This window comes from Rhodococcus sp. IEGM 1307, assembly GCF_030056915.1.
GTDB classification, from domain to species: domain Bacteria; phylum Actinomycetota; class Actinomycetes; order Mycobacteriales; family Mycobacteriaceae; genus Rhodococcus_F; species Rhodococcus_F opacus_D.
In genome coordinates this window covers 435,128-461,356 of the sequence record NZ_JASHKW010000004.1, presented here as the reverse complement: position 1 = coordinate 461,356, position 26,229 = coordinate 435,128, and the positions used below count along the sequence as shown (strand labels likewise).

The following is a 26,229-nucleotide window of genomic DNA, read 5'->3' as shown; positions in this document are numbered from 1 at the left end:
GTTGCGGGGTGTTCGGGGCCGCCGGTGCGGTCGAGCAGGTTCCGTTTTTCGTCGGCGTCGAGGAGGTCGAGGTCACCGACCCGACTCCCCGCATCGGCAGAAAGGAAGCGGTCGAGAAAGGACAACAAGCGGTCGTGATGACATTTGAGAATGTCGTCGTCGTACAGGCTCGGGTTGGCTTGGAAGTCGATGTGCGTCGTGGTGCCGCCCACGCTCGGGTAGATGTTCACGAAAAGATCGTCGACGAGCCCGGAGGTCAACACGTGCAGCCGGCCGAGGTGCGGGCCCAGCCGGATCTCTCGGTCGGCCGGCATGATGTTGAGAGTCGGACCAAACGAGCGATTGCGGCTGATGTCCCTGCCGAGATCACGGCAGATGTCCTCACGGCGGTACCGCTGCCGCCGCAGCGCCCCGGTCAACTCGAGCTGGGCGGAGTGGATCAGCGCCCCGATCGTCACGTCCGCGCCCACCTCGAGTTGTAGCGGCACGACATTGGCCAACATCCCACCTGAGCGTCGCAGCGGTGCGGTCGTTCGGGCCGAAACCGGCAGACTGAGAACGATGTCCGATCTTCCTGTCATCCGGCACAGGAAGCCGGCAAGAGTAGCGACCAAGACCGTTGCCGCACTCGAGTTGTGCTTCGTTGCGACCGAATCGAGCATTGAGGCTACGTCGTGTGACAAGGCCGCGCTGGCCACTCGCGGATGCGCCTCGACGGGCGCCGACCGCCCTGCCAGGCTCGCAGGTTCCGGCAGTCCCGAGGTCCGTTCCGCCCAGTACCGCCGATCCGCCTCGAAGCGATCCGAGTTCCGGTAGGCAGCATCGATTTCAACGATCTGTGCGAGGTCCAGCACGCGGAGCGGCGGGTCCTCGACACCGGCAACTGCGGCCGTATACAACTCGGCAATACGCTGCATCAGCGTCATGGCGCCGTAACCGTCGAGGGCGATGTGGTGAACGCGTGAGTACCAGTAGTAGTGCCGGTCGCCGACTCGGAGGATCGCCGAGACTGCGAGCGCATCGTGGAGGAGGTCTATCGGGGTGCTGAACTCGCTGCGCATCCACTGCTGCGCGGCGACGCTCGGGTCGTCCTCCGCGCGAAAGTCGATTCGCCGGATTCCGCTGTCGGAAGAATCGTCGACCAGTTGATACAGCTCGCCGTCGTGATCGACCAGGCGTAAGAACCCGGAACCGAACTCCCTGGCCGCCACGCGACTGGTCGCCTCGAGCAAATCGATATCCAACTCGCCGAAGACCTCGACGTACTGCGCGATCGTGATCGGGAGCTCGCCGGCCAGTTGCTGGGCGAACCAGATTCCCTTTTGTGCGGCCGATAAACGGCATGCCTCCGACGGAAGGGCTCCCGAGCGCATTTCAATTCCTGGAATCGGTGGCGGGACGGCGTCCACGACTCTTCTCCGATCTGCTCTTCGCACCAGGAGGCGTGCAAGGGTTGGGCTCGGGCCCGACCTCGGCGTGCTGGAGTTGCATGGATGTCCGCGCGCACGTGGTGTAGGCCGCTTCTCCCGCCTGATCGAAGTGTGTTGCCACGTTGGCGAAGAACTTGTTCTCGTCGAGTAGTGCGAGCACTGTCGTGGAGCGGTCGGGGCGGTGCTCCACGACGAGGCTGCCGCCCGCGTGCAGGAGCCGTGCCGCCGCAACAATCGTTTGCCGGGCGAGCTTCAGCCCATCTGTGCCGCTGACCAAGGCCCGTCGGCGGTACTCGCCGCACTGTGAGGGAAGGTCTTCGTCGTCGGGAATGCACGGTGGACGGGCGAGGACCAGATCGGCCGTTCCGGCAAGGCCGGACAGCAGATTGGGCATGGAGACGGCGGTTTCGTGAAGCACGATCGGGCTCTCGCCGAGGCGGATCTGACGTTCGATGTTGCGTCGCGCCACGTTCAGGGCTGTCGGATCCGCATCCACGGCATGTACACCGGCATCGGCTCGGGCATGCGCGATTGCCAGGGCGATTGCTCCCGAACCGGTGCACAGATCCACGACCACTGGAGTCGTGACATGTGAAATATCGGCGAGGGCCTCGGCAAGTACAAGTTCGGTGTTGGCCCTGGGTGCCGGCACACCGGGGCAGACCCACACTTCTACACCGCCCAGTTCGGCCCGCGAGGGTCGTCGCCTGGCTCGATCGATGGCGTCACTCGAGGTCTGCGGACCGACGCTGTGGGCGAGGGCGGGGGATCTGCCGGCGCTGATCGTGAGGGCCCTGCGCATGGCGGCCGCCTTGACCAGGGTCTCGGTGAACTCTTCGTCGGGGTCGGATAATGCGACGATGGCGCCCCCGATCCCGAAGCTCACTGTCCCGTGCCGGGACACCATGGTTCGGATGACGATGCTGAGGTCGGCGGTGCCGTTGATGGACAGCCAGCCGAGGGCGCCCGAGTACACGCCTCGCGGCCCCTCCTCCAGCCGATCGATGATTTCCATGGTGCGAATCTTCGGTGCTCCGGTCATCGAGCCACCCGGGAAGCAGGCGCGCACGCACCCGACTGCAGTCGCGTCGCTGCGCAGCGTCCCCCGCACCGTCGACACGAGTTGGTGGACCGGTGCGTAGGTTTCGACGTCGAACAATCGCGGTACGTGCACCGAACCGGGGATGCAGACCCGTGAGAGATCGTTGCGCACGAGGTCGACGATCATGAGGTTCTCGGCCCGGTCCTTCTCGCTCGTCAGCAGGTCCTGGCGGAGCGCGTCGTCCGTCGCAGCGGTTGTTCCCCGCGGCCGGGTGCCCTTGATCGGCTTGGACTCCACTACCCGGTCGGCGTCCACGCGCAGAAACCTCTCGGGGGAGGCGCTGAGTATGTCCGCTGCCTCGAACCTCAGGAGTGCTGCGTAGGGCACTGGAGTGATCGATCGGAGGTAGGCGAAGGTTTCGACGGGGTCTATCTCGACATCGATCTGGGCGTGGTTCGTCAAGCACACTTCGTACGTTTCGCCGACGCGAATGTTCTCCAAACAGGTACGGATCTTGTCGAGGTAGGTTTCACGGTTGTGGCGCAGCGTCATGCGCGGGTCTGCCGCCGACCTGATGAGCGGCCGCGCGGGAAGCGCATCGTCGGTCGTGACGGGCAATCGGTTGATTACCTGGGCCGTACGGCGCATCCAGTCGCGGGTTTCGGGTTCGTGGGCCTGCTCGCTGAGCGCCAGCAGGTAGCAGCTGCCGTCGACGTGGTCGATCACGACTGCGCGGTCGGCGAAGACCAGGGCAGCGTCCGGTGTGTCCGCGGAGTGTTGCGCATTGCCGTCGGCTTCGGCCTTCAACTCGTAGCCCAGGTAGCCCACGTAACCCAGATTGAACGAGAACGGCAGGTCCGGCGATGGCGGCACAGCGCGGGCCCGCAACTGTTCGTCGAGATAGTCGAAGAATCGCACGCGTCGTTTGCCGGCCGGAACGCCGGAACGGTGCACCAGGACGGTGCCGTCCGCGACGTCGTACGTGATGTACTCGGCGCGTGGGCCAGAGGCGTCGCCCATGATGGTGAAGCGGGCGTCCGACTCCACTGTGGAGCTGCCGTCGAGCCAAAAACTGTTGGGGCCGTCTGCGAACAGGCGCTCATACACCGTCTGTGGGTCGACTCGCCGATCTATCCGTCGTGTTTCCACCACGTATGGCGACAAGGTCCGCGGCCGACGTCGAGGCTTCGGGGCGGATCCCTTCCGGCGGGTCGGAGTGAGGTCACGGAAGTTGGCGAGGAGTTCATGTCCATGGTCGGTGCAGACCGACTCCGGATGAAATTGCACCCCCCACAGCGGGTGCTGGCGGTGCCTTACCCCCATGAGAATTCCGTCGGATGTCCACGCAGTTGGCTCCAGCTCATCAGGGAGATCTTCGACGGCGAGAGAGTGGTACCGGACGACCGACAGGGGCGAGGGGAGGCCCGCGAACAATTCTCTTCCGTCGTGGAATACCGCTGAGTTGCGACCGTGCCGCGGCTCTGGTGCCACGACGACATGCGCACCGAACAGGTGGCATAAACCCTGATGGCCGAGGCACACTCCTAGCGTCGGAAGCCCACCCTGCAGAATGGCCCGCGAGCTGATGCCGAAGTCGCGTTCGCTTGCTGGACGACCGGGCCCCGGAGAGATCACGATATTGTCGAACTCGGTCAGTTCGATCGCACGCCAGTCGACGTCGTTGCGCACCACCGTCGGCGGGCACCCGTTGACCTCGCTGAGAAAGCTGTAGAGGTTGTAGGTGAAGGAGTCGTAGTTGTCGATCAACAACGTCTTGGTAAACATCGTTTGCCCGGTTCTCGGCGTGTGAGGGATGCGACACTTCGGTGTCACTCGCCGGTGCATCGACGTGAAGAGGTCCCTCGAACTTATTGCAGGAGCTTTCGTCTGAGCGCGCACCACCCGTGGCGTCCTCCTCCAGCACGGGGAAAGCTGGTGTGGTTCATTGACTGGGGCGGCGAATCGGCCGACGTTGTGGGATGAGGCGCCGAGCCATGAAGTCCGCCCGTGCCGGCGATGGTGCGGATGGTTGCCACCAAGACCTCTCGACGTGTCGCCCCCGTTTGGGAGGCTCCGCCGACCTGAGGAAAACTGACCAGCTGCGCCTGAGTGCCGGCGATGCCCGCTCGTGCATTCTTGGTGACGAGCCGGCCGGGGGACAACTGGGTCCTTGTACCGTCGATACGGTGGGCCTGGTGGACATGATCAATCCTTAGGAGGGCTATTTAGCCTGTCTATCAACGCAACCCGCCCAGGCCCCGACACGCCGCGCGATGCGCGCACTCCACCTTAAGTCACGAAAGTCTGTGGATACAAGGGCACCCATCCGGTAGTAATCCACAGAGCAAATGGTCGGTTCTATTCACGGAGTGTGACAGTGTGGCCTAGAGCCTCTAGCCCACGAAAGTGATTGCGTCTCTTGATCTCAGGGTTGATGTGTCGGGTGTAATGATCACGAGGATGGAACGGCCGACCGCGACGATGGCGCGCGCGTTTCCCCGTTTCGCCGGTTGGGGACGGCGCGCCGGGGATTGCATCGGCATGAAGTTTTCTGTACCTCGTGCGCGGTGGTATCGCCTGGCGGCAACTGCCGATCGAGTTCCCTCAGGTCCGGACGGTGTACGCGGTCTTCGCCCGCTCCAGTCGAGCGGCGTGGACCTGGTGGGGGAGTGGGTGAGGAAGCGCCCCTCGAGGGTGACGAGCCTGCAGAGGGCGAACAGGAGTGGGAAGACGCATAGCTACCCGAGGACGAGGGAGGGGAGCAGAACGAGGAGAGAGACCAGACCCGACGAGAGTGAAGAGGCCGCGCAGCCCGAGCAGGAAGAACCGCCAAGTCGCAGTCCGCGCACCCGCGGACATCGAGCAAGCTTTCCGCGACGCTCATTGATAACCGGGGGGGCCTGTCCAGGCGTGTGAGACCAGCCCGGGACTGCCTCGAGCGCGGTCGAGTTGTGGCGCCCGCCCGGTGCAACTCTCGAGACCGTTGAGAGGCGAGATGTAGTATCTCCCATAATTTGCCGATAACGATTGGTACGTCAACTACCTATCTGAACGTGAACTGTCCCAACAGCTTCCGTTCTCGGCGTTGCGCGAGCGTCTCGATAGCGGTCGGCCCATTTCTTGGCTGTTGCCGGTGAGCACTGGAACCGTTCGGAGGCACGGCGCAGCGGCCGATGTTCGTCGACGACGAGTCGGGCGAGGGCGGTGACCACACCGATACCCGAGGCCCTCGCCTACCTGCCACGCCGTTCACAACCTCCCTGGGAACTACATCTAGCGCAGCCGTTCGATCCCGATGAGTGCCATGCAGTCACGCTAGTGGTGCCCACATTCGTCTGCGCAGGCAAGAAGCCGCCGGCACCTGACGGTGTCAGCGGCTTCGCTTCCTTCCCAGGCGCGCTACGCAATGTAGGTCTGACCCGGTCGGGGGGTGACGGTGCCCGCCAGTGCGCCTCTCGGCAAGTGGTCGCTCGAAGCGACAAGTTTTCAATGTGACACCCGGGGCATTGGGGTCGAACACCGTCGAGTGTGTCAACGGTTCGCGGTGCAGCGGTATTCCCTTCCCTGACGGGCGGCTTCGAGAGGTGCGCTTCGGCTCGTCGGCGCGCAGACTGGAACCAGGAGGTCAGGAGGTTGTCATGCGATTATTGCGGGGCCTGCTCGACGTGGTGCTGGGCATTCTCACGGCTGTGCTCGGCACGGTGCTGGGCATTGTCGCGGCGGTCGTGTGGCTGGTCGGTGGGGTGCTCTGTGTGACGGTCATCCTGCTTCCTCTGGGCTTGCCCGTGGTGAGGCTCGCCCGCCGTCTCTTCACCCTCGCCAGGAAGCTGATGCACTTTCCCTGACGCGCAGCGTAAAGAAGATGAACGGTGCCTCACGGCTGAGCCGATCGAAGTGCTCGGGGGAGCGAGCGCGCACCGCCGCACAGGGTCGTGGCTCCGAAACGCGTTCGACGGTGAATCCTGCTGCGGTGAATGCGTCGAACATGGCGTGCAGCGGCCTGTGCCAGAACTTCATGTGGAAGGTCTCGCCGGACTTCACCCATTCCTCGGTGAACTCGTACGTTCCGAGATAGTCGCCCTCCCCGGCAAGCCTGAAGTCGACGAACGGGTGATGGGTCGAGATGACGCCGCACCCGCCTGGCACGAGTACCCGGCGAAACTCGGTCAACGGTCTCGACCAATCGTGGACGTAGTGCATGACCAACGAGGCGACGACGACATCGAAGGTCGATGACCGGATGGGCAACTGCTGGTTGAGGTCCGCCCGGATCAACGGCACGTCGGGCCGAGGCGCGTCCGGGCGATCGCGAGCAGACCCGTGCTGAGATCGACGCCGGTGACGGCAGCACCAGCGGCGGCGAGTGCGCGTGAGAGCGCACCGCTGCCGCACCCCGCATCCAGTACTTTCCGGCCTCCGACGTCTCCGACCAGCGCCAATGTCGCGGGTCGTTCGTGCAGGGCGTTGTACACGTTGTTCTCGATACCGGCGTCATACGCCGACGCGTACGTGTCGTAGTCGTTGAAGGTTGCCTCGATCTGATCATTGCGGATCGGAGTGGCCGCTGCGCCCCCACCGTCGCGGCAACTCTGGTTCCGCCCGGGCATCTCGCAATTCCAGCGGACTGAGACACTTCGCCAGTCCCATCTCGGCGAACGTGTCCGGACTCGGGCGGGACCTCCCGGAAATCGCTGGAACAGCATTGTATTGAAAACCTGCACGTTCTAGAATTGGGGGTATGGCGACGGTCGACTACGACTCGGCGGAGCCGGGCGGATCCGGGACCCGCCGTTACCGCTCTCCGCTGCGTCGGATGCAGGCAGCTCAGACGCGGGCGGTCGTACTGCAGGCCGCCACCCGGCTGTTCGCCGAGCACGGCTGGGTCGGCACCGGCATGAGGGATGTCGCGCGGGCCTCGGCGGTCTCCGTCGAAACGGTCTACACGACGTTCGGATCCAAAGCCCACCTGTTGAAGGCGGCGCTCGAGGTCGCCATCGTCGGCGACGACGCACAGGTGCCGTTGGCCGACCGGCCCGTCTACACGGCGATCGGTACGGGGCGCACGACCGGCGACCGCATCGAGATGGGATCGCGCATGATCGCCAGGATCAACGAGCGCATCTACCGCCTGGCCGTGGCGATCCGTCAGGGGGCGACGGCGGATGCCACGCTCGCAGCGGTGGCAGCCGACCTGGAGGGGCAGCGCAGGCGTTCGGTCGCCGACGTCGCACACCTCATCACGGGCCATCACGCCGATGCTGGTCAGGTCGACGAACTGTGGGTCCAGACCGGCGACCAGGTCTACGCCCTGCTCGTGGACGAATGCGGTTGGAGTCGCGACCGTTACGAGTCATGGTTGATCGACCGCATCGAAGAAATCCTCGACCGCCCGGTGTGACACACGGGCGCTTTTGTTTGGAGTAGGTCATGACAACCGACACTCTGCCTCCTGCCGACACTCGTATCATGCGCATCGTTCACAGCGCACTGCGCCGCGATATCGCCCGCGCCTCTCAGGTGCTGCGCACAACACCTCCGCCCGCGCGGACCCAGCGGGTCGCACTCGCCGATCACCTCGTGTGGATGATGCATTTCCTGCACCTGCACCACAGCGGCGAGGACCGTGGGCTATGGCCGCTGGTCCGCGAGTTGAACCCGGCCGCCGGAGCACTGCTCGACGTGATGGACGCCGACCATGCGCGAATCGGCCCCGAGATGGAGCGGGTCACCGCCGCGGCAGCCGAATACCGTGCGCATCCGGCTGCCCGAGAAGACCTTTCGCGTTCCCTCACCGTTCTCGAACAGGTTCTGCTGCCGCATCTGCAGCGCGAAGAGGACGAGATGATGCCGATCGTCGCCCGCACCCTGACCCGTCGTCAGTGGGACGACGTGGAGCAGCAGGTGTTCATCGCCTCGAAGACCAAGCGGGCGCTGGGCATCGAAGCTCACTGGATCGTCGACGGTGTCGACCGGGAAGATTACGACGTCACCGTCCGCAAAGTCGATCCGGCCACCCGGTTCATGCTGATCCATGCGTTCAAACGACCATATCGGCGGGCGTGCGCCGCCCGGTGGGGCGCCGACCTCGACGTGAGCCCCCGGCTCCACCAGCCACCCCGCACCGACGGCTCGGCAGAATTGTGGATCGACGCCCCGGCTCGGCAGCTGTACGACGCGGTCGCCGACGTCACCCGAATCAGCGAACGCAGCCCCGAGTGCCGCAGCTGCGCGTGGCTACCGGGACGGCCGCCGGGGACCGTGGGCGCCCGATTCCGGGGGCACAACCGTGCACATCACATGCGCTGGTCCCGGGTCTGCGAGGTGACCGCCGCCGAGCCGGGCAGGATGTTCGCATTCCGCACGGTGTCGGATCGGCGCAACCCGCTGTACCACGACTCGACCACGTGGTCATACATCTTCCGAGCGGATGGCGACGGGACCCGGGTGACGCATTCGTATCGGATCGACGTACTGCCGTACCGCCCGCTGCTCTCGCTCTACTCACGCCTGCAGCCACAGCACCGGGACATGCGGCCGCAGATGCGGGAGAATCTGGAGGCGCTGCGGCGGCAGGCGCGCGCCGGTGCGCTTACCGGGTCGCCGCTGCCCCGAACGGCGTGATCTCCTGTCACGTTGGAGTGCTCGCCATTAGAATCAGCGTCGATGTCAGGTGACCGCAGGAAGCGCTGCATTCGTGGGTAGGGCCCGCACACTCGCTCAGGTGTACCGACACTTCGGTGAGGTCGATGCCGCCGAAAGGTCACCGCTGTACGGGCGCGTCGCCGTCGCACTGAGTGAGTCCGACGAGGCGCTGCGCGCCATCGAGGCGGCCCCGGCGCGCAAGCGACACCCCACGGTGATTCTCGCCGCGCTGCACGACCTCGCCCTCGCCGGTCGCGCTCCGGGGCTTGCCTCGGCCTATGCCGCTACGGACGGCGACGCTGCTGCCGACGCGGCGGTCGACACCCTGCTGCGGATGACCGACTCGGTCGTGGCTCTCGCCGTGCGCCGGAAGACGCGGCCCGACGAGACCGGACGCTCCACCGTGCTGTATCCGGCCATTGCCGAGGCGGCGCGCCGGTTCGGCGCGAATGCGGTGGGGCTGATCGACGTGGGCTGTTCGGCTGGGCTCAACCTCAATGTCGACCGTGTGGGCATCACGTACAGCAACGGACAGTCGTTGGGCGACCCGTCCTCTCCCGTGCAGCTGTCGGCTTCGATCGTGGGAGACCGGCCCGTCCCGGCGCGAGTGATGCCCGAGGTCGTCACCCGGATCGGCGTCGACCTCGATCCCGTCGACGTGACCGACGCGGACGAGGCCCGATGGTTGCGCGCCTGCCTGGGGCCGGATCAGCCCGAGCGGATCGCGAGGCTCGACGCGGAGATGGCGTTGGCGGCGACGGCCCCTCCGCTGCTGCTGCAAGGCGACGCCGTCGAGGTGATGCCCGACGCCGTCGCCCGGGTGCCCGCGGACGCCCTGCCTGTCGTCACCACGACGTGGGCGCTGTCGCGCTTCCGGGGCGAGAGTCGCCTGCGCTTCCTGGACCGCCTCGACGAAGCGGCAGCCGGCCGGCCGGTGGCGTGGGTGTCAGTGGAGGGAGTCGGAGTCGCACCGACGATACCCACGCTCGGCGATCGCCACGCCTCTGGGCACAGCCTCATCGGCCTGGCCGTGTTCGACCGGTCGGCTCGGCCCGCCGAGGCTATCGGCCGCTGTTGGTCGCGGGGCCGCGTGCTGGCGTGGCTGGCAGACTCCTGACGAACCGGACATCCCTTGAAACTGAATGATGTTGCCGCTGTGCGGGATTGTCGGGTGTGGGTCGTTTTCTCCCGAGGCCGGCGAATTCACTCGCTGTGATCTGCAGGTGGGGCGTCGGTTGCGTCAGTGTTGCGGTGAGTCAGGCTGTGGTCGGCCAGGGTCGGGCGGGTGTCGGAGGATGCGGATTTTGTGGTTTCGCCGCTGTCGCAGCTGCGCGCTTCGCCGGAGACTTGTTGCTCCCAGTACGCATCCGATCGTGCCCGTGATGCCCACGGAACTCCCATGCGATGTCCTCTCTGTGCGGGTGGCTGGAGGAGATCGCTCTTCCTGTCACGTAGATCACGCGGATGGCGGCTTGTCTCACCATCGCCGAGCCTCACGGGTGTATTTCCTTTGTACGCCTCGGCAGTGAGGTCTGTCGTACCCGGCGGACCGGGTCGGTGACCTGTGCAGCTCGGGTATCGGGCGAGTGGGAAGCATCAGCCGGCGCGCCCTGGCCCACGTTCGTTGCCTTATCCGGACATACGGGGTAGACCTGAGGTACGGAGCCACGGCAGACCAAGGTCGGACCGGAAGAGAAGATTCCACCTCTCGGTCGTGGCGCCCAGCACGAGTTGTAGGCACCCACGCACAAGCACAGCCCACTATCTGGGCTCAGCGCGGTGGGCTTGCGTCAGGCGGGGGGATGTCTGACGCCGAGGCCACATTTCACCCCGCGCAACCATGCAGCTTGGAAACCAGACGTTCGTGCTCGAGGGCGGCGCCCCCTGATCAGGGACGCCGCCCGACGTGTGTTTGTGGTACGACCTGTTCGGGCGGGCGATCGGGGTGCAGCGGAAGCCTGGAAGAGGTGATTCGATGATGGTCGTCTATTCCCGGAGAAGGAGAGCACATGCTGGTGGCATTCAGCGTCAGCCCGATGGGCGGGGACTCCGACAGCGTCGGTGCCGCGGTCGCCGCGGCCGTGCGGGTGGTCCGCGAATCCGGACTGTCCAACGAGACCACGTCGATGTTCACCACCGTCGAGGGTGAGTGGGACGAGGTGATGGCCGTCGTGAAGCGTGCAACGGACGTTCTGCTGGAACAGTTTCCGCGGGTCAGTCTGGTTCTCAAAGCGGATATCCGGCCGGGTCGAAGCGATCAGCTGCGAGCGAAGGTCGAGACGGTGGAGCGCTACCTGACCGACTGAGGCTCGGTCATCCGCCCTCACCATGTTCGCCGGCATAGTGGTGGGCGAGTTCCGTGCCGATCCGGGCCAGCTCGGCCCGGACCGATCGAGGTTCGAGCACCTCGACCATCGAGCCCCAGCCGGCGAGGTTCCGGGCGATGTCCAACGGGGTCGGTGCGGCGAGACGGACCCGGGCGCGACCGTCGTCGTCCTCACCGTCGCGGTGGCAGTGCCGCCCGAAGTGATCGCGCAGGATCGGCACGAACCTGGCGTCGATGAGCACGGTCGCCCACGTCGTCGAACGCCGCTGTTCCACCTCGCCGACCACCTCTTCCCACGCCGCGGCGAGTGTGAAGTCGTCGGGGCGCTCGGCGGGCTGCTCCGTCGATTCGGCGTGGACGATCCGGTCGACCCGGAAGGTCCGCTGTCCCCGTTCGGTCCCGGCCAGGAGATACCAGATGTCGTCCTTGTCGACGAGACCCCACGGGTCGACGAGCCGCTCGGACCGTTGTCGGGCGCTGTTCGTGTACGTCAGGCGCACTTTCCGGCGCCGGATCACGGCGGCCTGCAGCAGGTCGACCATCTCGGGCCTGCGGCGATCGCGTTCGCCCCACCGGGTGGGATCGATCATGGAGGCAGTGGCGGCGGCCTCGGCATCGGCCCGGAAGGTCTGCGGCAGCGCCCGCACGAGTTTGCGCAGCGCGGCCTTGGCCTCGCCCGAGACGGCGGCCGCGGGGCCGACCAGAAGGAACAGCGCCTGCGCCTCCGTCGCGGACAACCCGCTGAGGTCGGTGCGAGCGCCACCCACGAGCGACCACCCGCCGCCACGCCCGGACTGCGGGTACACCGGGATCCCCGCAGCGGACAGCGCTTCCAGGTCGCGGCGAGCAGTCGCGACGGACACCTCCAGTTCGTCCGCCACCTCGGCGGCGGTCACTCGACCCCGGGACTGCATCAGCAGGAGGGTGGCGACGAGTCTGTCAGCGCGCATGTCCTCAGTTTCCCGCAGAAAGTGCTCAATTGGTGAGCACTTTGGGTTGGAGGATGAATGTTGTCACCGACCGAGGAAGGGAATCACCCATGTTGCGAGGACTCACCACCGTCAACTTCTACGCCGACGACCTCACGGCCGCCCAGGCCTGGTACACCGAACTGCTCGGAGTCGAGCCGTATTTCGTGCGCGCGGTGGCGGGGGCACCCGCCTACATCGAGTTCCGGCTCGGCGACTACCAGCACGAACTCGGCATCATCGACAGCCGATTCGCGACGCCCGACCGGTCACGCGGTGTCGAGAACACGATGACCTACTGGCACGTCGACGATCTGGACGCGAGCGTCGAGCGGCTGCTGTCGCTAGGTGCCACCCTGCACGGAAAGCCGATCGAACACGGGCCCGGATTCGTCACCGCATCCGTGGCCGACCCGTTCGGAAACATCCTCGGCGTGATGTTCAACCAGCACTACCTGGACATTCTGGCTGCGAAGGCAGGCGCGTGATGGACACCCACGACGTGAACACCGTCGTCGCTCGCACGACCGCGCAGTGGCGTGCCTGGCTTTCGGAGAACTGCCGGTCCGAGACGGAGGTCTGGCTGATCATCCACCACAAGGACAGCGGAACGCCGAGCGTGCGCTACCACGAGGCGATCGAGCAGGCCCTGTGCTTCGGGTGGATCGACGGCCTGCACCGCAGACGTGACGCCGACAGTTCTGCACTGCGTTTCACGCCGCGGACCCCGCGCAGCACCTGGAGCCGGGTGAACCGGCAGCGCGCGGCGGAGATGATCGAGCAGGGACTGATGACCGAGCACGGTTACGCCGCCATCGATCTGGCCAAGGCCAAGGGGACCTGGGAGAACACGGCGAACGGGGACAGCGCGACCATCCCTGGCGATCTGCAGGAAGCGTTTGGGCGACACGACGCCGCGCGCGCGAACTTCGACAAGTTTCCGCCGTCTTCGACCCGGTTGATCCTGGAGTGGATAGCGTCAGCCAGGAAGCCGGACACGAGGCAGCGGCGGATCGAGCGGACGGTCACGCTGGCGGCGATGAACCTCCGGGCCAATCATCCGGGGGTCCGGGTCCCGGACGGTGTGCGGTAGCCGTCTCGAGACCGGTGTCCCGATCGGAGACAGGGAGAATCGGAGACAGGACGAGGGGAGACACGACATGGACTGGCCGCGCGAACTCGCCGACCAGCTCGGCTGGCACTGGGAGCAGCAGTTGCGTCCCCGGCTGGAGGGACTGTCCGACGAGGAGTATTTCTGGGAACCCGCGCCGGACGGCTGGAGTGTGCGCCCGCGCGGGCAGTCGCAGGCGCCGGTCCAGGCCGGAAGTGGCGCGTTCACCATCGACTTCGCCTTTCCCGAACCGGACCCGCCACCGGTCACCACCATCGCGTGGCGGCTCGGGCATCTCGTCGTCGGCGTCTTCGGGATGCGGATCGCCAGTCACTTCGGCGGGCCGCCCGTCGACTATCAGACGTTCGAGTACGCCGGCACCGCGGCGGAGGCGCTCGCGCAACTCGACGAGAACTATGCGGCCTGGTCTGCAGGTGTCCGGAGCCTCGGCGTCGAGGGGTTCGCCCGGCCGTGCGGCGCCAGCGAGGGAGCGTTCGCGGACTATCCGATGGCGGCGTTGGTGTTGCACATCAACCGGGAGGTCATCCATCACGGCGCCGAGGTGGCGCTGTTGCGCGATCTCTATCTGCGCCGCCCGATTTCCTGACCGGAATCCCGGCCGGCTCCACGGGTTTCACTCCCGGGGCCGACCGGATCTGCCAAGCTCGGGTATGCCACCGACTCGGCGGGTTCTCCTGTTGACGTGCGTCCTCGCTCTCCTGGCCGCGTGCACTGCGAACACCTCGTCCCCCGATTCCTCCTCCGCGGACGCGAGCAACGGTTCTGCCGTCTCGTCGGCCGATCCGGCGCAGGCCGACGCCGTGATGAAGATCGTGCGCGACACCATGGCGGAGAGTCACCTGAAGGCGGTGATCGTGCGTGTCACCGTCGACGGCAAGGAGATCGTCACCCAGGCGCTCGGCGAGTCGATGACCGGAGTGCCCGCCACCACCGACATGCACTTCCGCAACGGCGCGGTCGCCATCTCCTACGTGTCCACGCTGCTGCTCCAGCTCGTCGACGAGAAGAAGGTGAGTCTCGACGACACGGTGTCGAAGTGGCTGCCCGACATTCCGCACGCCGACCGCGTGACCCTCCGCCAGCTCGCCCAGATGACCTCGGGCTACGTCGACTACGTCATCGGCAACACCGAATTCGACCGCGCCCTCTACGCGGCGCCATTCCGTAACTGGACGCCTGAGGAACTCCTGGCATTCGCCACGCCCAAGCCTCTGCTCTACGAACCCGGGACCAACTGGAACTACGCCCACACCAACTACGTCATCCTCGGGTTGGCTCTCGAGAAGATCACCGGTCAGCCGATGACAGACCTCATGCAGGACAAGGTGCTCGGTCTGCTCGGCCTCGACGACACCACGGATCCGGGGACGGCGGCGATCCCCGAACCCGTCCTGCACGCGTTCTCGTCCGAGCGGCGCGAGGCCCTGCAGATCCCGCCCGGTGCACCGTTCTACGAGGAATCCACGTATTGGAATCCGTCCTGGACCATCACCCACGGCGCCGTCCAGACCACGAACATCTACGACCTCCACGACACGGCCGTCGCCATCGGCACGGGTGAACTACTGTCGGCCGAATCCTACGAGGCCATGGTGTCGACGGACCTGCGCGGCAAGACGACCGCGCTGCCCGGCTGCACCACCTGCTTCCCGCAGTCGGAGGACTACACCTACGGGCTCGGACTGCCGATCGTGGGCAACTGGCTGATGCAGAACCCGCTGTTCAGCGGATCCGCGGCGGTCGAGGCCTATCTGCCTTCGCAGAAGATCGCCGTCGCCGTCGCCGTCACGTACGAGCCGGCCGCCTTCGACGACACGGGGGCCTACAAGAACGAGGCCGACAGGCTGTTCCGGAAGATCGGCGCACAACTCGCTCCGACCGACGCGCCGCCGATGGCGGTCGGCTAGCGTTCACCCGCGACGCGGGCGAGGCGACGGACGAGAGTACGCACCACCGGGCCGTAGGTGACCGCGAGTGCGGAGTCGAGAGGTCCGGGAGCGGACATCGTCATCGTGATCCGCGAGCCGGCACCGTGGGGCTCGACGGCGTGATCGAGCGTCATCGGTCCCACCCGCCAGGTCCAGGAACGTCCCGGTGTCTTGGCCGAGATCGATGCGGGAACAGGCACGATCCAGAGCAGTCGCGCCGCTCCGCGCCGGCCGGCCTGAACCTCGGGGGACCCGAGACCCCACGCGCCGCGGAGGTGTGGCGCCCACTCGGGCCAGCGCGAGGGCCGGGAGACGAGCGCCCACGCGACGTCCACCGAGGCGTCGGAATCAGCTGAGAAGGAATGCGGCACGGGGGAGGAATACCCGGTTTCGACCCCGGCAGACACCGCAGATGCGGCTCGGGAAGTGGTCGGAGGTGAACACCGGGTGAATTGGCCCGTGTCGAGTTGCATGTAACTCGGGGTACTGGCCACGCTGGGAGGGAACGGCGAGGGAGGGAGCCGATCATGCTCGTTCGTCTACCCGGGGTGTATCGGCCCCAGCGTGACACCTGGCTGCTCGCCGAGGTGCTGGCGGCCCGGGATCTCGGACCGGGCTCGCGGGTGCTCGATCTCTGCTGTGGCACGGGGGTGTTGAGCGTCGAGGCCTGCGCGGCGGGGGCGGGGTGGGTGACGGCGGTCGACGTGTCGCGCCGGGCCGCGATCAGTACCTGGCTCAACGCCAAACTGCACCGCCGGACGATCCGCGTCGTGCGGGGCGACCTGGTGGACTCCGTCCGGACTCTTCGCTTCGACGTGGTCGTGGCCAACCCGCCCTACGCGCCTGCGACGAACGACGGCAGACCGGGCCGGGTACTCGCGCGGGCCTGGGATGCGGGCGTCGACGGGCGCGCCGTGCTCGATCGGATCTGCAGCGAAACCCCCGACCTTCTCGCTCCCGGCGGCACCCTGCTCCTCGTCCAGTCGACGCTCAACGGGGTGGACAAGACACGGGCGATGCTGGAGGAGCGGGGACTGCGGGTGGACGTGGTCGCGTCGGAGGACGTGCCGTTCGGTCCCGCCCTCTCGTCCCGCACGAGGATGCTGGAGGCGCGGGAGATGATCCGGCCGGGCCAGCGCACCGAGCGCATCGCGGTGCTCACGGCGACCGACCTCCGGTCTTGCGACCCCCCACGCCGACCCGGACTCTGACCGGCATCGAACTGTTCTTGCCACGGCACTGGTGAGTGGTTCACGTGGTTCGTCGCAACCGGGACACAATTGCCGAGGATCGTGTTGTTCGCGCCGTGGCCGTCCTCAGGAACAGCGAGCTGATCGGGCTCACAACCACATCGCCGAGGCTGGTGAGGGACGGCCGGGTGCCGCGTGTAAAGTTTGCCGTTCGACGACGCCCAGCTTTCGAGGACTGCTGAACCACTACATGGCCAAGATCGATCGCAGCCGCACTGCCGCACTGACCCAAGCGCCGACCCTCCACGAGCCGGATGCCGGCGTCCGGCGCACCGTGCTCCCCGGCGGGCTCCGGGTGGTCACCGAATACGTTCCCGGTGTCCGATCCGCGTCCGTCGGCGTCTGGGTGGGTGTCGGATCACGCGACGAGCAGCCCACCGTCGCCGGGGCGGCGCACTTCCTCGAGCACCTCCTGTTCAAGGCCACGCCGTCGCGCAGCGCCCTCGACATCGCGCAGGTGATGGACGGCGTCGGCGGGGAGCTCAACGCGTTCACGTCCAAGGAACACACCTGCTTCTACGCGCACGTGCTCGACGACGACCTGCCCCTCGCGATCGACCTCGTCAGTGACGTCGTCCTGCGGGGCCGCTGCCGGTCCGCCGACGTCGACGTGGAACGCCAGGTGGTCCTCGAAGAGATCTCGATGCGCGACGACGACCCGGAAGACCTCCTCGGCGACGCGTTCCTGACCGCGCTCTACGGCGACCATCCCGTCGGCAGGCCCGTCATCGGCAGCGTCGAATCCATCGAATCGATGACCCGCACCCAACTCCACTCCTTCCACGTGCGGCGCTACACGCCACCGCGCATGGTGGTGGCCGTCGCCGGCAACGTGGAGCACGAACCGACGGTCGAGCTGGTCCGGCGCGCGTTCGCCGGGCACCTCGACTCGGCGTCCGAACCCGCCCCGCGACGCGCAGGCACCCTGCGCCTGCGGACGGGGCCGACCCTCAGCCTGACCAACAGGGACAGCGAACAGGTCCACCTCTCCCTCGGGGTGCGCGCGTTCGGGCGGCACGAGTCACACCGCTGGGCGCTGTCGGTGCTCAACGCCGCGGTCGGTGGCGGTCTCAGTTCCCGGCTCTTCCAGGAGGTGCGGGAGATCCGCGGCCTGGCGTATTCGGTGTACTCGGGCATCGACACGTTCTCCGATACCGGTGCGTTCTCGATCTACGCCGGGTGCCAGCCCGAGAACCTCGGCGAGGTCACCACGGTGATCCGGGAGGTGCTGTCGAACGTGGCCGCCGAGGGCATCACCGACGCCGAGTGCGCCCGCGCCAAGGGATCGCTGCGGGGCGGACTTGTTCTGGGACTGGAGGATTCGGGATCCCGGATGCACCGCATCGGCCGAAGTGAGCTCAACTACGGCAATCACCGCAGCATCACCGAAACCCTGAGCAAGATCGACGCAGTCACCACCGACGAGGTGCGCGACGTCGCGCGAGTGCTGCTGCAACGCCCGTTCGGCGCCGCCGTCGTCGGACCGTATCGTCGCAAGCGTGACCTGCCGGCCTCGGTGCGCGGCATCGTGCGGTAACGAGGATTCGCCGAAACCAGAGGAGAAGCCCGAGATGAAGATCCGTGGAGCGGTACTCGAGGAGATCGGGAGAACCCGCCCGTTCGCCGAGTCGGCGCCGATCTCGATCTCCGAACTCGACCTCGACGAGCCCGGTGAGGGCGAGATCCTCGTCCAGATCGAGGCGGCGGGCCTATGCCATTCCGACCTGTCCGTCGTCGACGGCAACCGGGTGCGCCCGGTCCCGATGCTGCTCGGGCACGAGGCTGCGGGGCGGATCACGCAACTCGGAGCCGGAGTCGACGACGTCACGGTCGGACAGCGCGTCGTGATGACGTTCCTCCCTCGCTGCGGGGAGTGCGAGGGCTGCGCCACCGACGGCCGGATGCCGTGCGTGCCCGGCACCGGTGCCAACAACGACGGAACCCTGCTCGACGGGGGAGCGCGACTGCACCGCGGCGGCGACACCGTGCACCACCACCTCGGGGTGTCCGGATTCGCAACGCACGCGGTCGTCAACCGCCGCTCGGTCGTTCCCGTCGGCGACGACGTCCCCGCCGATGTGGCGGCCGTGCTCGGATGCGCCGTCCTCACCGGCGGAGGTGCCGTCCTCAACGCGGGCGATCCGCAACCCGGCCAGGCCGTGATGGTCGTCGGGCTCGGTGGAGTGGGGATGGCCGCGATCCTGACGGCGGTCTCCCGGGGTGCCGGCGAGGTCATCGGCGTCGATGCCGTTCCCGAGAAGCTGCAGACCGCACGCGAACTCGGCGCGACGGCCGTCTACACCCCGGCGGAGCTCGAGGAAGCCGGTGTCCGGGCACCCATCGTCATCGAGGCGGCCGGCAACGCGCGCGCATTCGAGTCGGCTGTGCGCGCGACCGCTCCCGGTGGCAAGACGATCACCGTCGGTTTGCCGTCCCCCGACGCGCGGTCGTCGATCTCCCCGCTCACCCTGGTGGCCGAGGCCCGCACCATCATCGGCAGCTACCTCGGGTCGGCGGTGCCGTCGCGGGACATCCCGATCTACGAGGACCTCTGGCGCGCCGGGAAGCTTCCGGTGGAGAAGCTCATCTCCTCCCGCATCACGCTCGACGACATCAACCGCGGCATGGACGAACTCGCCGACGGCAAGGCGATCCGGCAGATCATCGTGTTCGACTGACCCGGCGGGCCGGTCGCGGGCAGAATTCTGCCCATGAGGTTTCGCACCACCATCGAGCTCGGCGGCAAGACCGCGACCGGTTTCCGGATCCCCGAGAACGTCGTCGCGGACCTGGGGTCGGGTAAGCGCCCGGCGGTCCGGGTCACGATCGGCGGTCACACCTACCGCACCACGGTCGCGCCGATGGGTGGCGCGTTCATGATTCCGCTCAGTGCCGAGAACAGGGCAGGTGCGGGCGCCGCGGCAGGCGACGAGGTGGACGTCGACGTCGAACTCGACACCGAACCCAGGGTCGTGACGGTTCCGCCCGACTTCGCCGACGCGCTCGACCGGCAACCGGACGCGAGAAGGGCGTTCGACGCACTGTCGTACAGCAACCAGCGGCGCCACGTGCTCTCGATAGAGGGTGCCAAGACGGACGAGACCCGGCAACGCCGGATCGGCAAGGCCGTGGACGCGCTGCGGCAGGGCTGAGGCCAACCGGCAGCAATTTCCGTCAGGCGGAGTCGGCCGGGCGCCCGGTGATGTCCTCGACCGGCAGAGTCGACAGCGCGATCAGCGCGGACACGAATCCCTTGCGGTCGCGCTCCGGCAACCTGGCCAGGAGCCGCTCCTCGCCTCGCCGGATCGCCGCCTGCGCCGAGTCGCGCACGTCGTGCCCGTCCGGGGTCAGCGACAGCAGGCGGGCCCGGCGGTCCGCGGGATCGCGCTGACGGTCGATCAGACCACGGACCTGCAGGTCGTCCAGCACGCCGATGATCCTGGTCTTGTCGGCGCCGATTGCTTCCGCGAGCGCGGCCTGGGTGCGCAGCGGGTGCTCGTCGAGTGCCAGGAGCACGACGTATCCCCACATGGTGAGTCCGTGCTCCGCGAGCACGGGGAGTTCTGCCGCCACCAGCGAACGGTTCAGAGCGGTCGTCATCGCCGCGAGGTCGGGGCGAGTGCGTTCGTGCTGTCCGCTGGTCGGGTCGAGGCTGGGCATATCGCAGAAAATACACCTTGACCAATCATAGGCTGAGGTAGATGATAAGCGGACGCGTATCAATTCGAGTCGAGGACGAGGTGTCGACGATGGATGTGGACGAGGTCCGGCGCTGGGATGTCCGCGCCGTGCAATCGAGTGTGGAGTTCGTGTCGCAGGTGACCCGCGACGATCTGCAGCGCGCGACCCCGTGTGCGCAGTGGACTCTCGGGGAACTGCTGGCCCATATGACCGTGCAGCACCTGGGATTCGCCGCAGCGGCCGCGGGCGGCGGTCCCGACCCGTCGAACTGGCAGCCGCACACGTCGGCGGATCCCGTTGGCGCGTACCGCTCGGCGGCCCACACCGTCATCGAGGCCTTCACAAGGGATGGCGTCGGGGAGCGACAGTTCTGGTTACCGGAGATCAGCACCGAGTTCCCTTTCCCCGCATCCACGGCCGTCGGGTTCCACTTCCTCGACTACGTCGTGCACTCGTGGGACGTCGCCCGGTCACTCGGGCTCGACTTCGCGCCCGAATCCGGCATGGTGGCTGCGGTTCTCCCGATCGCACGACTCGTCCCGGACGGGGCAGACCGGATGCGCGAGGGAGCCGCGTTCGCGCCCGGCCTGCCGACCGACCCCGACTCCGCCGATTTCGACACCGTGCTGTCGCTGCTCGGCCGATCACCGCACTGGCACCCCGAGTACGAGGCCGGCCGCGTCTGACGACGAGACGCAGGTCTCCCGCCCCGCCCCTGCACACCGGCCGGCACCCGGCGATTGCGTAGGCTTTCGGGCGAATCGTTGTGACTGGACGGAGCGTGGAGAAGTGAGCGCAGCAGCACCCATCAGGGTCGGGGTTCTCGGGGCCAAGGGCAAGGTCGGCCGAGCGATCTGCGAGGCGGTGGAGCAGGCACCGGACCTCGAACTCGTCGCGGAGGTCGATCACGGCGACCGGCTGGAGACGTTCGTCGAGGCCGGCACGCAGGTCGTCGTCGACTTCACCCACCCCGACGTGGTGATGGACAACCTGAAGTTCCTCGTGTCCAACGGTATTCATGCCGTCGTGGGCACGACGGGCTTCGACGACGCCCGGCTCGACACGGTGCGGTCGTGGGTGTCGGAGCGGCCCGAGGTCGGGGTCCTGATCGCCCCGAACTTCGCGATCGGTGCCGTTCTCTCCATGCGTTTCGCCGAGGCGGCGGCACGATTCTTCGATTCCGTCGAGGTCATCGAGTTGCATCACCCCAACAAGGCGGACGCGCCGTCCGGCACCGCCTACCGGACCGCCGCGCTCATCTCGGAGGCACGCCGCAAGGCGGGCGTGGGACCGAGCCCCGACGCCACGACCACCGAACTGGACGGTGCCCGCGGCGCCGACGTGGACGGCGTGCGGGTGCATTCCGTGCGGCTGGCAGGTCTCGTCGCCCATCAGGAGGTCATCCTCGGCACACAGGGCGAGACGCTGACCATCCGGCACGACTCGATCGATCGCAATTCCTTCGCCCCTGGCGTCCTGCTCGGGGTACGGGAGATCGGCTCCCGTCCCGGCCTGACCGTCGGTATCGACCCCCTTCTCGACCTGTGAAGGACGGCTCGACCAAGACCGTCGTCACGATCGGACTGCTGGTCGCGGCGCTGGCGTTCTACTTCGTCCTTCTCGGCCAACGCGGGATCGAGCTGATCCAGGACGGCGGAGCGGCCGCGATCGGCCTGGGTGTCGGCGTCCTGATCCTGCCGTTCCTGGGCGCCTGGATCGTCTACGCCACGCTGCGCGCCGGATTCCAGCATCAGCATCTGTCCCGCCGCATCGCCGACGAGGGGCTCGAACTGGATGTCAGCGATCTGCCGAAGCGCCCCTCGGGCCGCATCGACCGGGATGCCGCCGACGCACTGTTCCAGCAGGTCAAATCCGAATGGGAAGCAGACCCGGACAATTGGCGGAACTCGTACCGCCTCGCCCGCGCCTACGACTACGCCGGCGACCGCGGCAGGGCCCGGGAGACGATGAAACGGGCCGTGGAACTCGAACGCGTCGAACGGGAAGGCGAGCCCGGCCGGTAGGAAACGGGCCCGGTCGTACGCTGACGACTGTGAAGTCACTACTCGTCGTCCACCACACGCCGTCGCCGGTGACCCGTGAGTGCCTCGAAGCCGTGCTGAAAGGCGCGCGGGACCCCGACATCGACGGCGTCGAGGTGAAGTCGATCCCCGCTCTCGGCGCGACCGTGCCCGACGTCCTGGCAGCAGACGGGTTCCTGTTCGGGACGTCCGCCAACTTCGGGTACATGTCCGGTGCGCTGAAGCATTTCTTCGACACCGTCTATTACCCGTGCCTCGACGCGGTCGCCGGCCGCCCCTACGGGCTCTGGGTGCACGGCAACAACGACACCGCCGGGGCCGTGACATCGGTGCAGAAGATCGTGACCGGGTTGGCACTCACGCAGGTGGCCGAGATCCTGGAACTGACCGGATCGCTCGACGCGAGCGCACGGGAGCGGTGCTACGAACTCGGCGCGACGGTCGCGGTGACGCTGGCCGAGGACGCCTGACGGTCGCGGCCGGCAACGTGTCGGTGGTTGATGGCAGGCTGCGGGCATGCGTGAGATGACCGCAGCCGCGGCCCGGAGATCGGCGCTCTGGGCGCAGGGGTTCGCCGACCGGAAACCGGCTGGGGCGCCGACACGCAGGCACGTCCGTTCGGTCCTCGACCGAGTGCGGCTGTTCCAGATCGACTCGGTGTCGGTGGCGGTGCGCGCCCACTACGTCCCGCTGTTCAGCCGTCTCGGTGTCTACGACCGCGGGCTGGTCGATTCGGCGGCGTGGTCGCATTCCGCCCGCGCACCCCGGATGCTGGCGGAGTACTGGGCCCACGAGGCAGCGTTCATCCCCGTCGAGGACTGGCCGCTGATGCGCTGGCGGATGCACCGGTACCGGCACGGTCGCTGGTCCGGCGAATCCCGCGTGCTCGATCGCAATCCCACGCTCGCCGCCGACGTGCTCGACGTGATCGGCGCCGTCGGTGCGTGCAGCGCGAGCGACGTGGAAAAACACCTCGAGGTCGACAAGCCGGACCGCAAGGGGCCGTGGTGGGATCGCAGCGACACCAAAGTGGTGTGCGAGCAACTGTTCGCGTCCGGCGCACTGGCGGTGGACAAGCGGGTCGCCTTCACCCGTCACTACGACCTGAGCGAACGTGTGCTGCCGAAAGCGATACTCGCCGAGGAAGTCTCGGAGGACGATGCCGTCCGTGGCCTCGTGCAGCGGTCCGCGCGGGCCCTAGGTGTGGCCACCGAACCCGACCTCCGTGACTATTACCGACTGTCGCCGGCGCAGACCGCCTCGGCCATCGAGGAACTCGTCGAGGACGGGATCCTGGAACGGGTGGGAGTCCGCGGCTGGGATGCGCCGGCACTCGTTCACCGCGACGTGCGGGTTCCCCGGAAGGTGGAGGGTGCGGCGCTGTTGTGCCCGTTCGATCCGCTGGTCTTCTGCCGTCCCCGGACCGAGCGGATATTCGACTTCCGGTACCGCCTCGAGATCTATACCCCCGCGCACAAACGTGTCCACGGGTACTACGTCTTTCCGTTCCTGCTGAACGGTGAACTGGTCGCGAGGGTCGATCTCAAGGCCGACCGTGCGTCGGGAACGCTCGAGGTGCGATCCGCGTTCGTGGAACCCGACCGGAATCCGGGGCATGTGGTGGAGGCGCTGCTCCCGGAACTGCGAAGAATGGCAACGTGGTTGGGTCTGGACGACGTCCGGGTGGACGATCGCGGCAACCTCGGTGCCCTCCTCGCGGCCGCGGCGGTGCGGCCGCGAGGAGAGTGAGGAACTACAGGCTCTCGACGAACTTCGTCAGACCCTTGCTCGCGGTCTCGAGTGCCGTCTTCTGCGCCTTCTTCACGAGGAACCCGGGCAGCGGGATCTTCGGGTCGACCGTCAACTCGAATGTGACCTTGGTGCCTGCGCCGGACTCGGTGAGGACGTACGAGCCGTCCTGGGCATTCTGCTGGCCGCTCTCGACGAGGTGCCACGACACCGTGTCGTCGCCCTCGAACGTGTAGTCGACGACCTGCTCGTCGCTGATCCCGAGGATGGAGACGCTCATCCGGACTCGATGGGGGCGGCCGTCGTCGTGTGTGCTCTCGATGGTGACCGACTTGTGGGCCGAGGACCACTCGGGCAGGCGATCCACCGCAGCGATCGCGGCCATCACCGTGGCCGGATCGGCCTTGATCTCGAATTCCTTGACGCCGGAAACGGCCATGTTCTTCGCTCCTTCGAGCCCGTGGCGACTCTCACCGTGTGGCTGATGCGACGTAATTACATCACCGCCGCCGACGGGCGCGTGGAGTGAGTACGCCGGTGCTCAGAAATTGTCTCTCCCGCTGCGGCGCATCTGGTCCTTGAGCGCGCCCTGGACCGCCTGCGACACCCAGGAATTGAGCGACACCCCGTTCTGGGAGGCGGCCTCCTCGGCCTTCGACTTGATCTGATCCATCAGACGCAGAGTGACGCGGCTGATGTCACCGGTGACGTCATCGAAGGCGGCACCCAGGTCCTCGGCAGTCGTGGTCCCGTCCCCGTCCGGCCCCGGCGCGGTGGGGGTGCGATGCACGTCGACCGCCACCTCGCTGCCGTTCAGACGCACACCGACGCTGCGATTGCCCAGCTCGGACGACACTTCACCCGCGAAATCGGTGAGCGCCGAGAGCAGAAGGAGCCGGGCGGCGGGTTCAATCGCGGCGGCGAGCGCCGACGCGGTCGCCCGCGTCTGCTCGTCGCCGAGTGCGGCTGCCGCGTTCAGGTCGTCTTGCAGCCGGGAGACGTAGTTGCCGAGGTCCATGACGCCATCATGGCGTCATACTTGACGTCAGTCAAGCAGTCGTGACTTCAGCCGGGCGATGTCGCCCTCGGACAACTTCAGCCCCTCCGACACGTAGGCGTCGAAGCTGCCGTAGGTGGCGACGGCCGTGTCGAACGCGATGTCGAGCCACGCCTGGTCGACGCCGTCCAGTCCAGGATGCTCCGGATCGGCTCCGCGGTAGGTGTTGCTGAGCAGATAGTCCGCGGTCACAGCCTCGCGCGGGACCCCGAGGAGGGTGAGCAGTACGGCCGTCGTCCACCCGGTGCGGTCCTTGCCAGCGCTGCAGTGGGTAGATCACGGCGCCGTCGGACGCCGCGATGTCGTGCAGAACCGCCGAGAACGCCTCGTTCGCACCCGGTCCCGTCACGAAGGCGCGGTAGGCGGCGGGCATGTCGACCAGAGTGGTGATCGGTGACTGCCCGAGCACGTCGTACCAGTTCCCGGCTGCGCCGGCCGGAAGCCGATCCGGTGCGAGCGTCCGCTCGTACGTCGTGCGGAGGTCGTCGACGATCGTGACGTTCGAAGCTTCGAGTTGCGCGAGGTCGCGCAGGGTCAGCCTGTCCAGCGCGTCCGTGCGGAACACCAGACCGGAGCGGACGACGGCGCCGTCTGCCGTCGGGTATCCACCGATGTCACGGGCGTTTCGGACGCCCTCGAGCCCGAGCGAGCGCTGCACGGCCGTGTGTTGTGCCGGACTCTCGGCAACCGACGGTCCCGTCGCGGGCGGTCCGGCGAACGCCGGGGGAGCGGCCCCGAGAACCGCTGTCCCGAGAACTGCGATCACGACGGCGCGGCGAGCGCGGCCTGTCCGGTACTGCACAGGAAGTCTCCCTCGCGAATCTGCGGCACCACCGACAGTGTGGGCGAGACGAGACTGACACGCGCGGGTGAACACACGGGAACCGGGCCGTTGCCGGAACGGGGCACGCCGAGCCCCCGATCAACGCTGCGACTAGGGTCGATGCATTCAGGAGGGACTCCCGACCAGGGAGTTCGGTAG

General features: G+C 67.2%; 26 protein-coding genes and 2 pseudogenes. 18 read left to right on the top strand and 10 right to left on the bottom strand.

Annotation, left to right across the window (positions count from 1 at the left end):
• Together QM841_RS10875 and pabB are read right to left on the bottom strand one after the other, a co-directional pair.
• Window positions 1-1,373, bottom strand: a 1,373-nt coding sequence (locus tag QM841_RS10875; RefSeq protein ID WP_283331958.1) for a condensation domain-containing protein, incomplete at its 3' end; no start/stop codon positions are given.
• A 1-nt stretch (window position 1,374) separates the two neighbouring features.
• Window positions 1,375-4,257 (bottom strand): aminodeoxychorismate synthase component I, encoded by a 2,883-nt coding sequence (pabB, locus tag QM841_RS10870; RefSeq protein ID WP_283331957.1) that lies wholly within the window; start codon window positions 4,255-4,257, stop codon window positions 1,375-1,377.
• Window positions 4,258-6,110: 1,853 nt separating this feature from the next.
• Between pabB and QM841_RS10865 the strand changes: the two genes are divergently transcribed.
• On the top strand, window positions 6,111-6,317 hold the full coding sequence (locus QM841_RS10865; RefSeq protein WP_105414514.1) for a hypothetical protein: 207 nt from the start codon (window positions 6,111-6,113) through the stop codon (window positions 6,315-6,317).
• On the opposite strand, the pseudogene QM841_RS10860 reads toward QM841_RS10865, so the two are convergent.
• Window positions 6,283-7,079, bottom strand: a pseudogene (locus QM841_RS10860) (class I SAM-dependent methyltransferase). The gene QM841_RS10865 and the pseudogene QM841_RS10860 sit on opposite strands and share 35 nt — an antisense overlap.
• Before the next feature lie 131 nt (window positions 7,080-7,210).
• On the opposite strand from QM841_RS10860, the gene QM841_RS10850 reads away from it, so the two are divergent.
• From QM841_RS10850 to QM841_RS10835, 4 genes are all read left to right on the top strand, one after another.
• Window positions 7,211-7,870 (top strand): TetR/AcrR family transcriptional regulator, encoded by a 660-nt coding sequence (locus QM841_RS10850; RefSeq protein ID WP_105414516.1) that lies wholly within the window; start codon window positions 7,211-7,213, stop codon window positions 7,868-7,870.
• A gap of 29 nt (window positions 7,871-7,899) precedes the next feature.
• Entirely contained in the window at window positions 7,900-9,093 is a 1,194-nt protein-coding gene (locus QM841_RS10845) for a hemerythrin domain-containing protein (protein ID WP_317567504.1), read from the top strand.
• Window positions 9,094-9,193: 100 nt separating this feature from the next.
• Entirely contained in the window at window positions 9,194-10,231 is a 1,038-nt protein-coding gene (locus QM841_RS10840; RefSeq protein ID WP_283331954.1) for a DUF2332 domain-containing protein, read from the top strand.
• An 892-nt stretch (window positions 10,232-11,123) separates the two neighbouring features.
• On the top strand, window positions 11,124-11,420 hold the full coding sequence (locus QM841_RS10835; protein ID WP_009479982.1) for an MTH1187 family thiamine-binding protein: 297 nt from the start codon (window positions 11,124-11,126) through the stop codon (window positions 11,418-11,420).
• Window positions 11,421-11,427: 7 nt separating this feature from the next.
• On the opposite strand, the gene QM841_RS10830 is transcribed toward QM841_RS10835, so the two are convergent.
• Window positions 11,428-12,390, bottom strand: coding sequence for a helix-turn-helix transcriptional regulator (locus tag QM841_RS10830; RefSeq protein ID WP_271209931.1), 963 nt, complete (start codon window positions 12,388-12,390; stop codon window positions 11,428-11,430).
• A gap of 89 nt (window positions 12,391-12,479) precedes the next feature.
• Between QM841_RS10830 and QM841_RS10825 the strand changes: the two genes are divergently transcribed.
• The 4 genes from QM841_RS10825 to QM841_RS10810 all read left to right on the top strand — a co-directional run bounded on the left by QM841_RS10825 (window position 12,480) and on the right by QM841_RS10810 (window position 15,447).
• Window positions 12,480-12,896, top strand: a complete 417-nt coding sequence (locus tag QM841_RS10825; protein WP_105414520.1) for a VOC family protein — start codon at window positions 12,480-12,482, stop codon at window positions 12,894-12,896.
• Window positions 12,896-13,501: a YdeI/OmpD-associated family protein gene (locus tag QM841_RS10820; protein WP_283331972.1), complete on the top strand. Its 606-nt coding sequence runs from the start codon at window positions 12,896-12,898 to the stop codon at window positions 13,499-13,501. The genes QM841_RS10825 and QM841_RS10820 overlap by 1 nt, the downstream gene beginning before the upstream one ends.
• A 67-nt stretch (window positions 13,502-13,568) precedes the next feature.
• Complete coding sequence (locus QM841_RS10815; RefSeq protein ID WP_105414522.1) at window positions 13,569-14,126, top strand: DinB family protein; 558 nt, start codon at window positions 13,569-13,571, stop codon at window positions 14,124-14,126.
• A gap of 64 nt (window positions 14,127-14,190) precedes the next feature.
• Window positions 14,191-15,447 carry a serine hydrolase domain-containing protein gene (locus QM841_RS10810; protein ID WP_283331953.1) on the top strand — a complete coding sequence of 419 codons (1,257 nt, stop codon included), beginning with the start codon at window positions 14,191-14,193 and terminating at the stop codon, window positions 15,445-15,447.
• On the opposite strand, the gene QM841_RS10805 is transcribed toward QM841_RS10810, so the two are convergent.
• Complete coding sequence (locus QM841_RS10805; protein ID WP_280783255.1) at window positions 15,444-15,839, bottom strand: SRPBCC family protein; 396 nt, start codon at window positions 15,837-15,839, stop codon at window positions 15,444-15,446. The two genes, QM841_RS10810 and QM841_RS10805, sit on opposite strands and share 4 nt — an antisense overlap.
• Before the next feature lie 156 nt (window positions 15,840-15,995).
• On the opposite strand from QM841_RS10805, the gene QM841_RS10800 reads away from it, so the two are divergent.
• From QM841_RS10800 to QM841_RS10785, 4 genes are all read left to right on the top strand, one after another.
• Entirely contained in the window at window positions 15,996-16,679 is a 684-nt protein-coding gene (locus QM841_RS10800) for a HemK2/MTQ2 family protein methyltransferase (protein ID WP_280783256.1), read from the top strand.
• 229 nt (window positions 16,680-16,908) lie between these two features.
• Entirely contained in the window at window positions 16,909-18,255 is a 1,347-nt protein-coding gene (locus QM841_RS10795) for a M16 family metallopeptidase (protein WP_283331952.1), read from the top strand.
• 34 nt (window positions 18,256-18,289) lie between these two features.
• Window positions 18,290-19,396, top strand: coding sequence for a zinc-binding dehydrogenase (locus tag QM841_RS10790; protein WP_280783258.1), 1,107 nt, complete (start codon window positions 18,290-18,292; stop codon window positions 19,394-19,396).
• Window positions 19,397-19,429: 33 nt separating this feature from the next.
• Window positions 19,430-19,870 carry a YdeI/OmpD-associated family protein gene (locus tag QM841_RS10785; protein ID WP_283331951.1) on the top strand — a complete coding sequence of 147 codons (441 nt, stop codon included), beginning with the start codon at window positions 19,430-19,432 and terminating at the stop codon, window positions 19,868-19,870.
• A gap of 22 nt (window positions 19,871-19,892) precedes the next feature.
• Here the strand turns inward: QM841_RS10785 and QM841_RS10780 are convergent, their stop codons facing one another.
• Entirely contained in the window at window positions 19,893-20,378 is a 486-nt protein-coding gene (locus QM841_RS10780) for a MarR family winged helix-turn-helix transcriptional regulator (RefSeq protein WP_280783260.1), read from the bottom strand.
• 89 nt (window positions 20,379-20,467) lie between these two features.
• Here QM841_RS10780 and QM841_RS10775 point away from each other — a divergent pair, with 89 nt between their 5' ends.
• The 5 genes from QM841_RS10775 to QM841_RS10755 all read left to right on the top strand — a co-directional run bounded on the left by QM841_RS10775 (window position 20,468) and on the right by QM841_RS10755 (window position 24,190).
• Complete coding sequence (locus tag QM841_RS10775; RefSeq protein WP_280783261.1) at window positions 20,468-21,085, top strand: TIGR03086 family metal-binding protein; 618 nt, start codon at window positions 20,468-20,470, stop codon at window positions 21,083-21,085.
• A 103-nt stretch (window positions 21,086-21,188) separates the two neighbouring features.
• Entirely contained in the window at window positions 21,189-21,947 is a 759-nt protein-coding gene (gene dapB / locus QM841_RS10770; protein WP_061701336.1) for a 4-hydroxy-tetrahydrodipicolinate reductase, read from the top strand.
• A complete protein-coding gene (locus QM841_RS10765; RefSeq protein WP_105414531.1) occupies window positions 21,944-22,423 on the top strand; it encodes a hypothetical protein in 480 nt (159 codons plus the stop codon). The genes dapB and QM841_RS10765 overlap by 4 nt, the downstream gene beginning before the upstream one ends.
• A 29-nt stretch (window positions 22,424-22,452) precedes the next feature.
• Window positions 22,453-22,911, top strand: coding sequence for a flavodoxin family protein (locus tag QM841_RS10760; RefSeq protein ID WP_009479998.1), 459 nt, complete (start codon window positions 22,453-22,455; stop codon window positions 22,909-22,911).
• A 46-nt stretch (window positions 22,912-22,957) separates the two neighbouring features.
• A complete protein-coding gene (locus QM841_RS10755; RefSeq protein WP_283331950.1) occupies window positions 22,958-24,190 on the top strand; it encodes a winged helix-turn-helix domain-containing protein in 1,233 nt (410 codons plus the stop codon).
• A gap of 4 nt (window positions 24,191-24,194) precedes the next feature.
• On the opposite strand, the gene QM841_RS10750 is transcribed toward QM841_RS10755, so the two are convergent.
• The 4 genes and pseudogenes from QM841_RS10750 to QM841_RS10735 all read right to left on the bottom strand — a co-directional run.
• Window positions 24,195-24,629 carry an SRPBCC family protein gene (locus QM841_RS10750; protein ID WP_005240727.1) on the bottom strand — a complete coding sequence of 145 codons (435 nt, stop codon included), beginning with the start codon at window positions 24,627-24,629 and terminating at the stop codon, window positions 24,195-24,197.
• Between the two features lie 102 nt (window positions 24,630-24,731).
• The gene (locus tag QM841_RS10745) at window positions 24,732-25,208 is read right to left on the bottom strand and encodes a toxin-antitoxin system HicB family antitoxin (protein ID WP_283331949.1); all 477 of its coding nucleotides are present in this window, start codon (window positions 25,206-25,208) and stop codon (window positions 24,732-24,734) included.
• Between the two features lie 27 nt (window positions 25,209-25,235).
• A complete protein-coding gene (locus tag QM841_RS10740) occupies window positions 25,236-25,472 on the bottom strand; it encodes a tyrosine-protein phosphatase (RefSeq protein ID WP_283331971.1) in 237 nt (78 codons plus the stop codon).
• 109 nt (window positions 25,473-25,581) lie between these two features.
• Window positions 25,582-25,905, bottom strand: a pseudogene (locus QM841_RS10735) (tyrosine-protein phosphatase); the annotation flags it as partial.
• Window positions 25,906-26,229: the final 324 nt, after the last annotated feature.

Coding starts and splice junctions, on each gene's coding strand:
- QM841_RS10865 (WP_105414514.1), top strand. CDS start 6,111: ATGCGATTATTGCGGGGCCTGCTCGACGTGGTGCTGGGCATTCTCACG.
- QM841_RS10750 (WP_005240727.1), bottom strand. CDS start 24,629: ATGGCCGTTTCCGGCGTCAAGGAATTCGAGATCAAGGCCGATCCGGCC.
- QM841_RS10785 (WP_283331951.1), top strand. CDS start 19,430: ATGAGGTTTCGCACCACCATCGAGCTCGGCGGCAAGACCGCGACCGGT.
- QM841_RS10835 (WP_009479982.1), top strand. CDS start 11,124: ATGCTGGTGGCATTCAGCGTCAGCCCGATGGGCGGGGACTCCGACAGC.
- QM841_RS10830 (WP_271209931.1), bottom strand. CDS start 12,390: ATGCGCGCTGACAGACTCGTCGCCACCCTCCTGCTGATGCAGTCCCGG.
- QM841_RS10820 (WP_283331972.1), top strand. CDS start 12,896: ATGGACACCCACGACGTGAACACCGTCGTCGCTCGCACGACCGCGCAG.
- QM841_RS10825 (WP_105414520.1), top strand. CDS start 12,480: ATGTTGCGAGGACTCACCACCGTCAACTTCTACGCCGACGACCTCACG.
- QM841_RS10810 (WP_283331953.1), top strand. CDS start 14,191: ATGCCACCGACTCGGCGGGTTCTCCTGTTGACGTGCGTCCTCGCTCTC.
- QM841_RS10775 (WP_280783261.1), top strand. CDS start 20,468: ATGGATGTGGACGAGGTCCGGCGCTGGGATGTCCGCGCCGTGCAATCG.
- pabB (WP_283331957.1), bottom strand. CDS start 4,257: ATGTTTACCAAGACGTTGTTGATCGACAACTACGACTCCTTCACCTAC.
- QM841_RS10845 (WP_317567504.1), top strand. CDS start 7,900: ATGACAACCGACACTCTGCCTCCTGCCGACACTCGTATCATGCGCATC.
- QM841_RS10795 (WP_283331952.1), top strand. CDS start 16,909: ATGGCCAAGATCGATCGCAGCCGCACTGCCGCACTGACCCAAGCGCCG.
- QM841_RS10800 (WP_280783256.1), top strand. CDS start 15,996: ATGCTCGTTCGTCTACCCGGGGTGTATCGGCCCCAGCGTGACACCTGG.
- QM841_RS10790 (WP_280783258.1), top strand. CDS start 18,290: ATGAAGATCCGTGGAGCGGTACTCGAGGAGATCGGGAGAACCCGCCCG.
- QM841_RS10850 (WP_105414516.1), top strand. CDS start 7,211: ATGGCGACGGTCGACTACGACTCGGCGGAGCCGGGCGGATCCGGGACC.
- QM841_RS10755 (WP_283331950.1), top strand. CDS start 22,958: ATGCGTGAGATGACCGCAGCCGCGGCCCGGAGATCGGCGCTCTGGGCG.
- QM841_RS10780 (WP_280783260.1), bottom strand. CDS start 20,378: ATGCCCAGCCTCGACCCGACCAGCGGACAGCACGAACGCACTCGCCCC.
- QM841_RS10745 (WP_283331949.1), bottom strand. CDS start 25,208: ATGGACCTCGGCAACTACGTCTCCCGGCTGCAAGACGACCTGAACGCG.
- QM841_RS10815 (WP_105414522.1), top strand. CDS start 13,569: ATGGACTGGCCGCGCGAACTCGCCGACCAGCTCGGCTGGCACTGGGAG.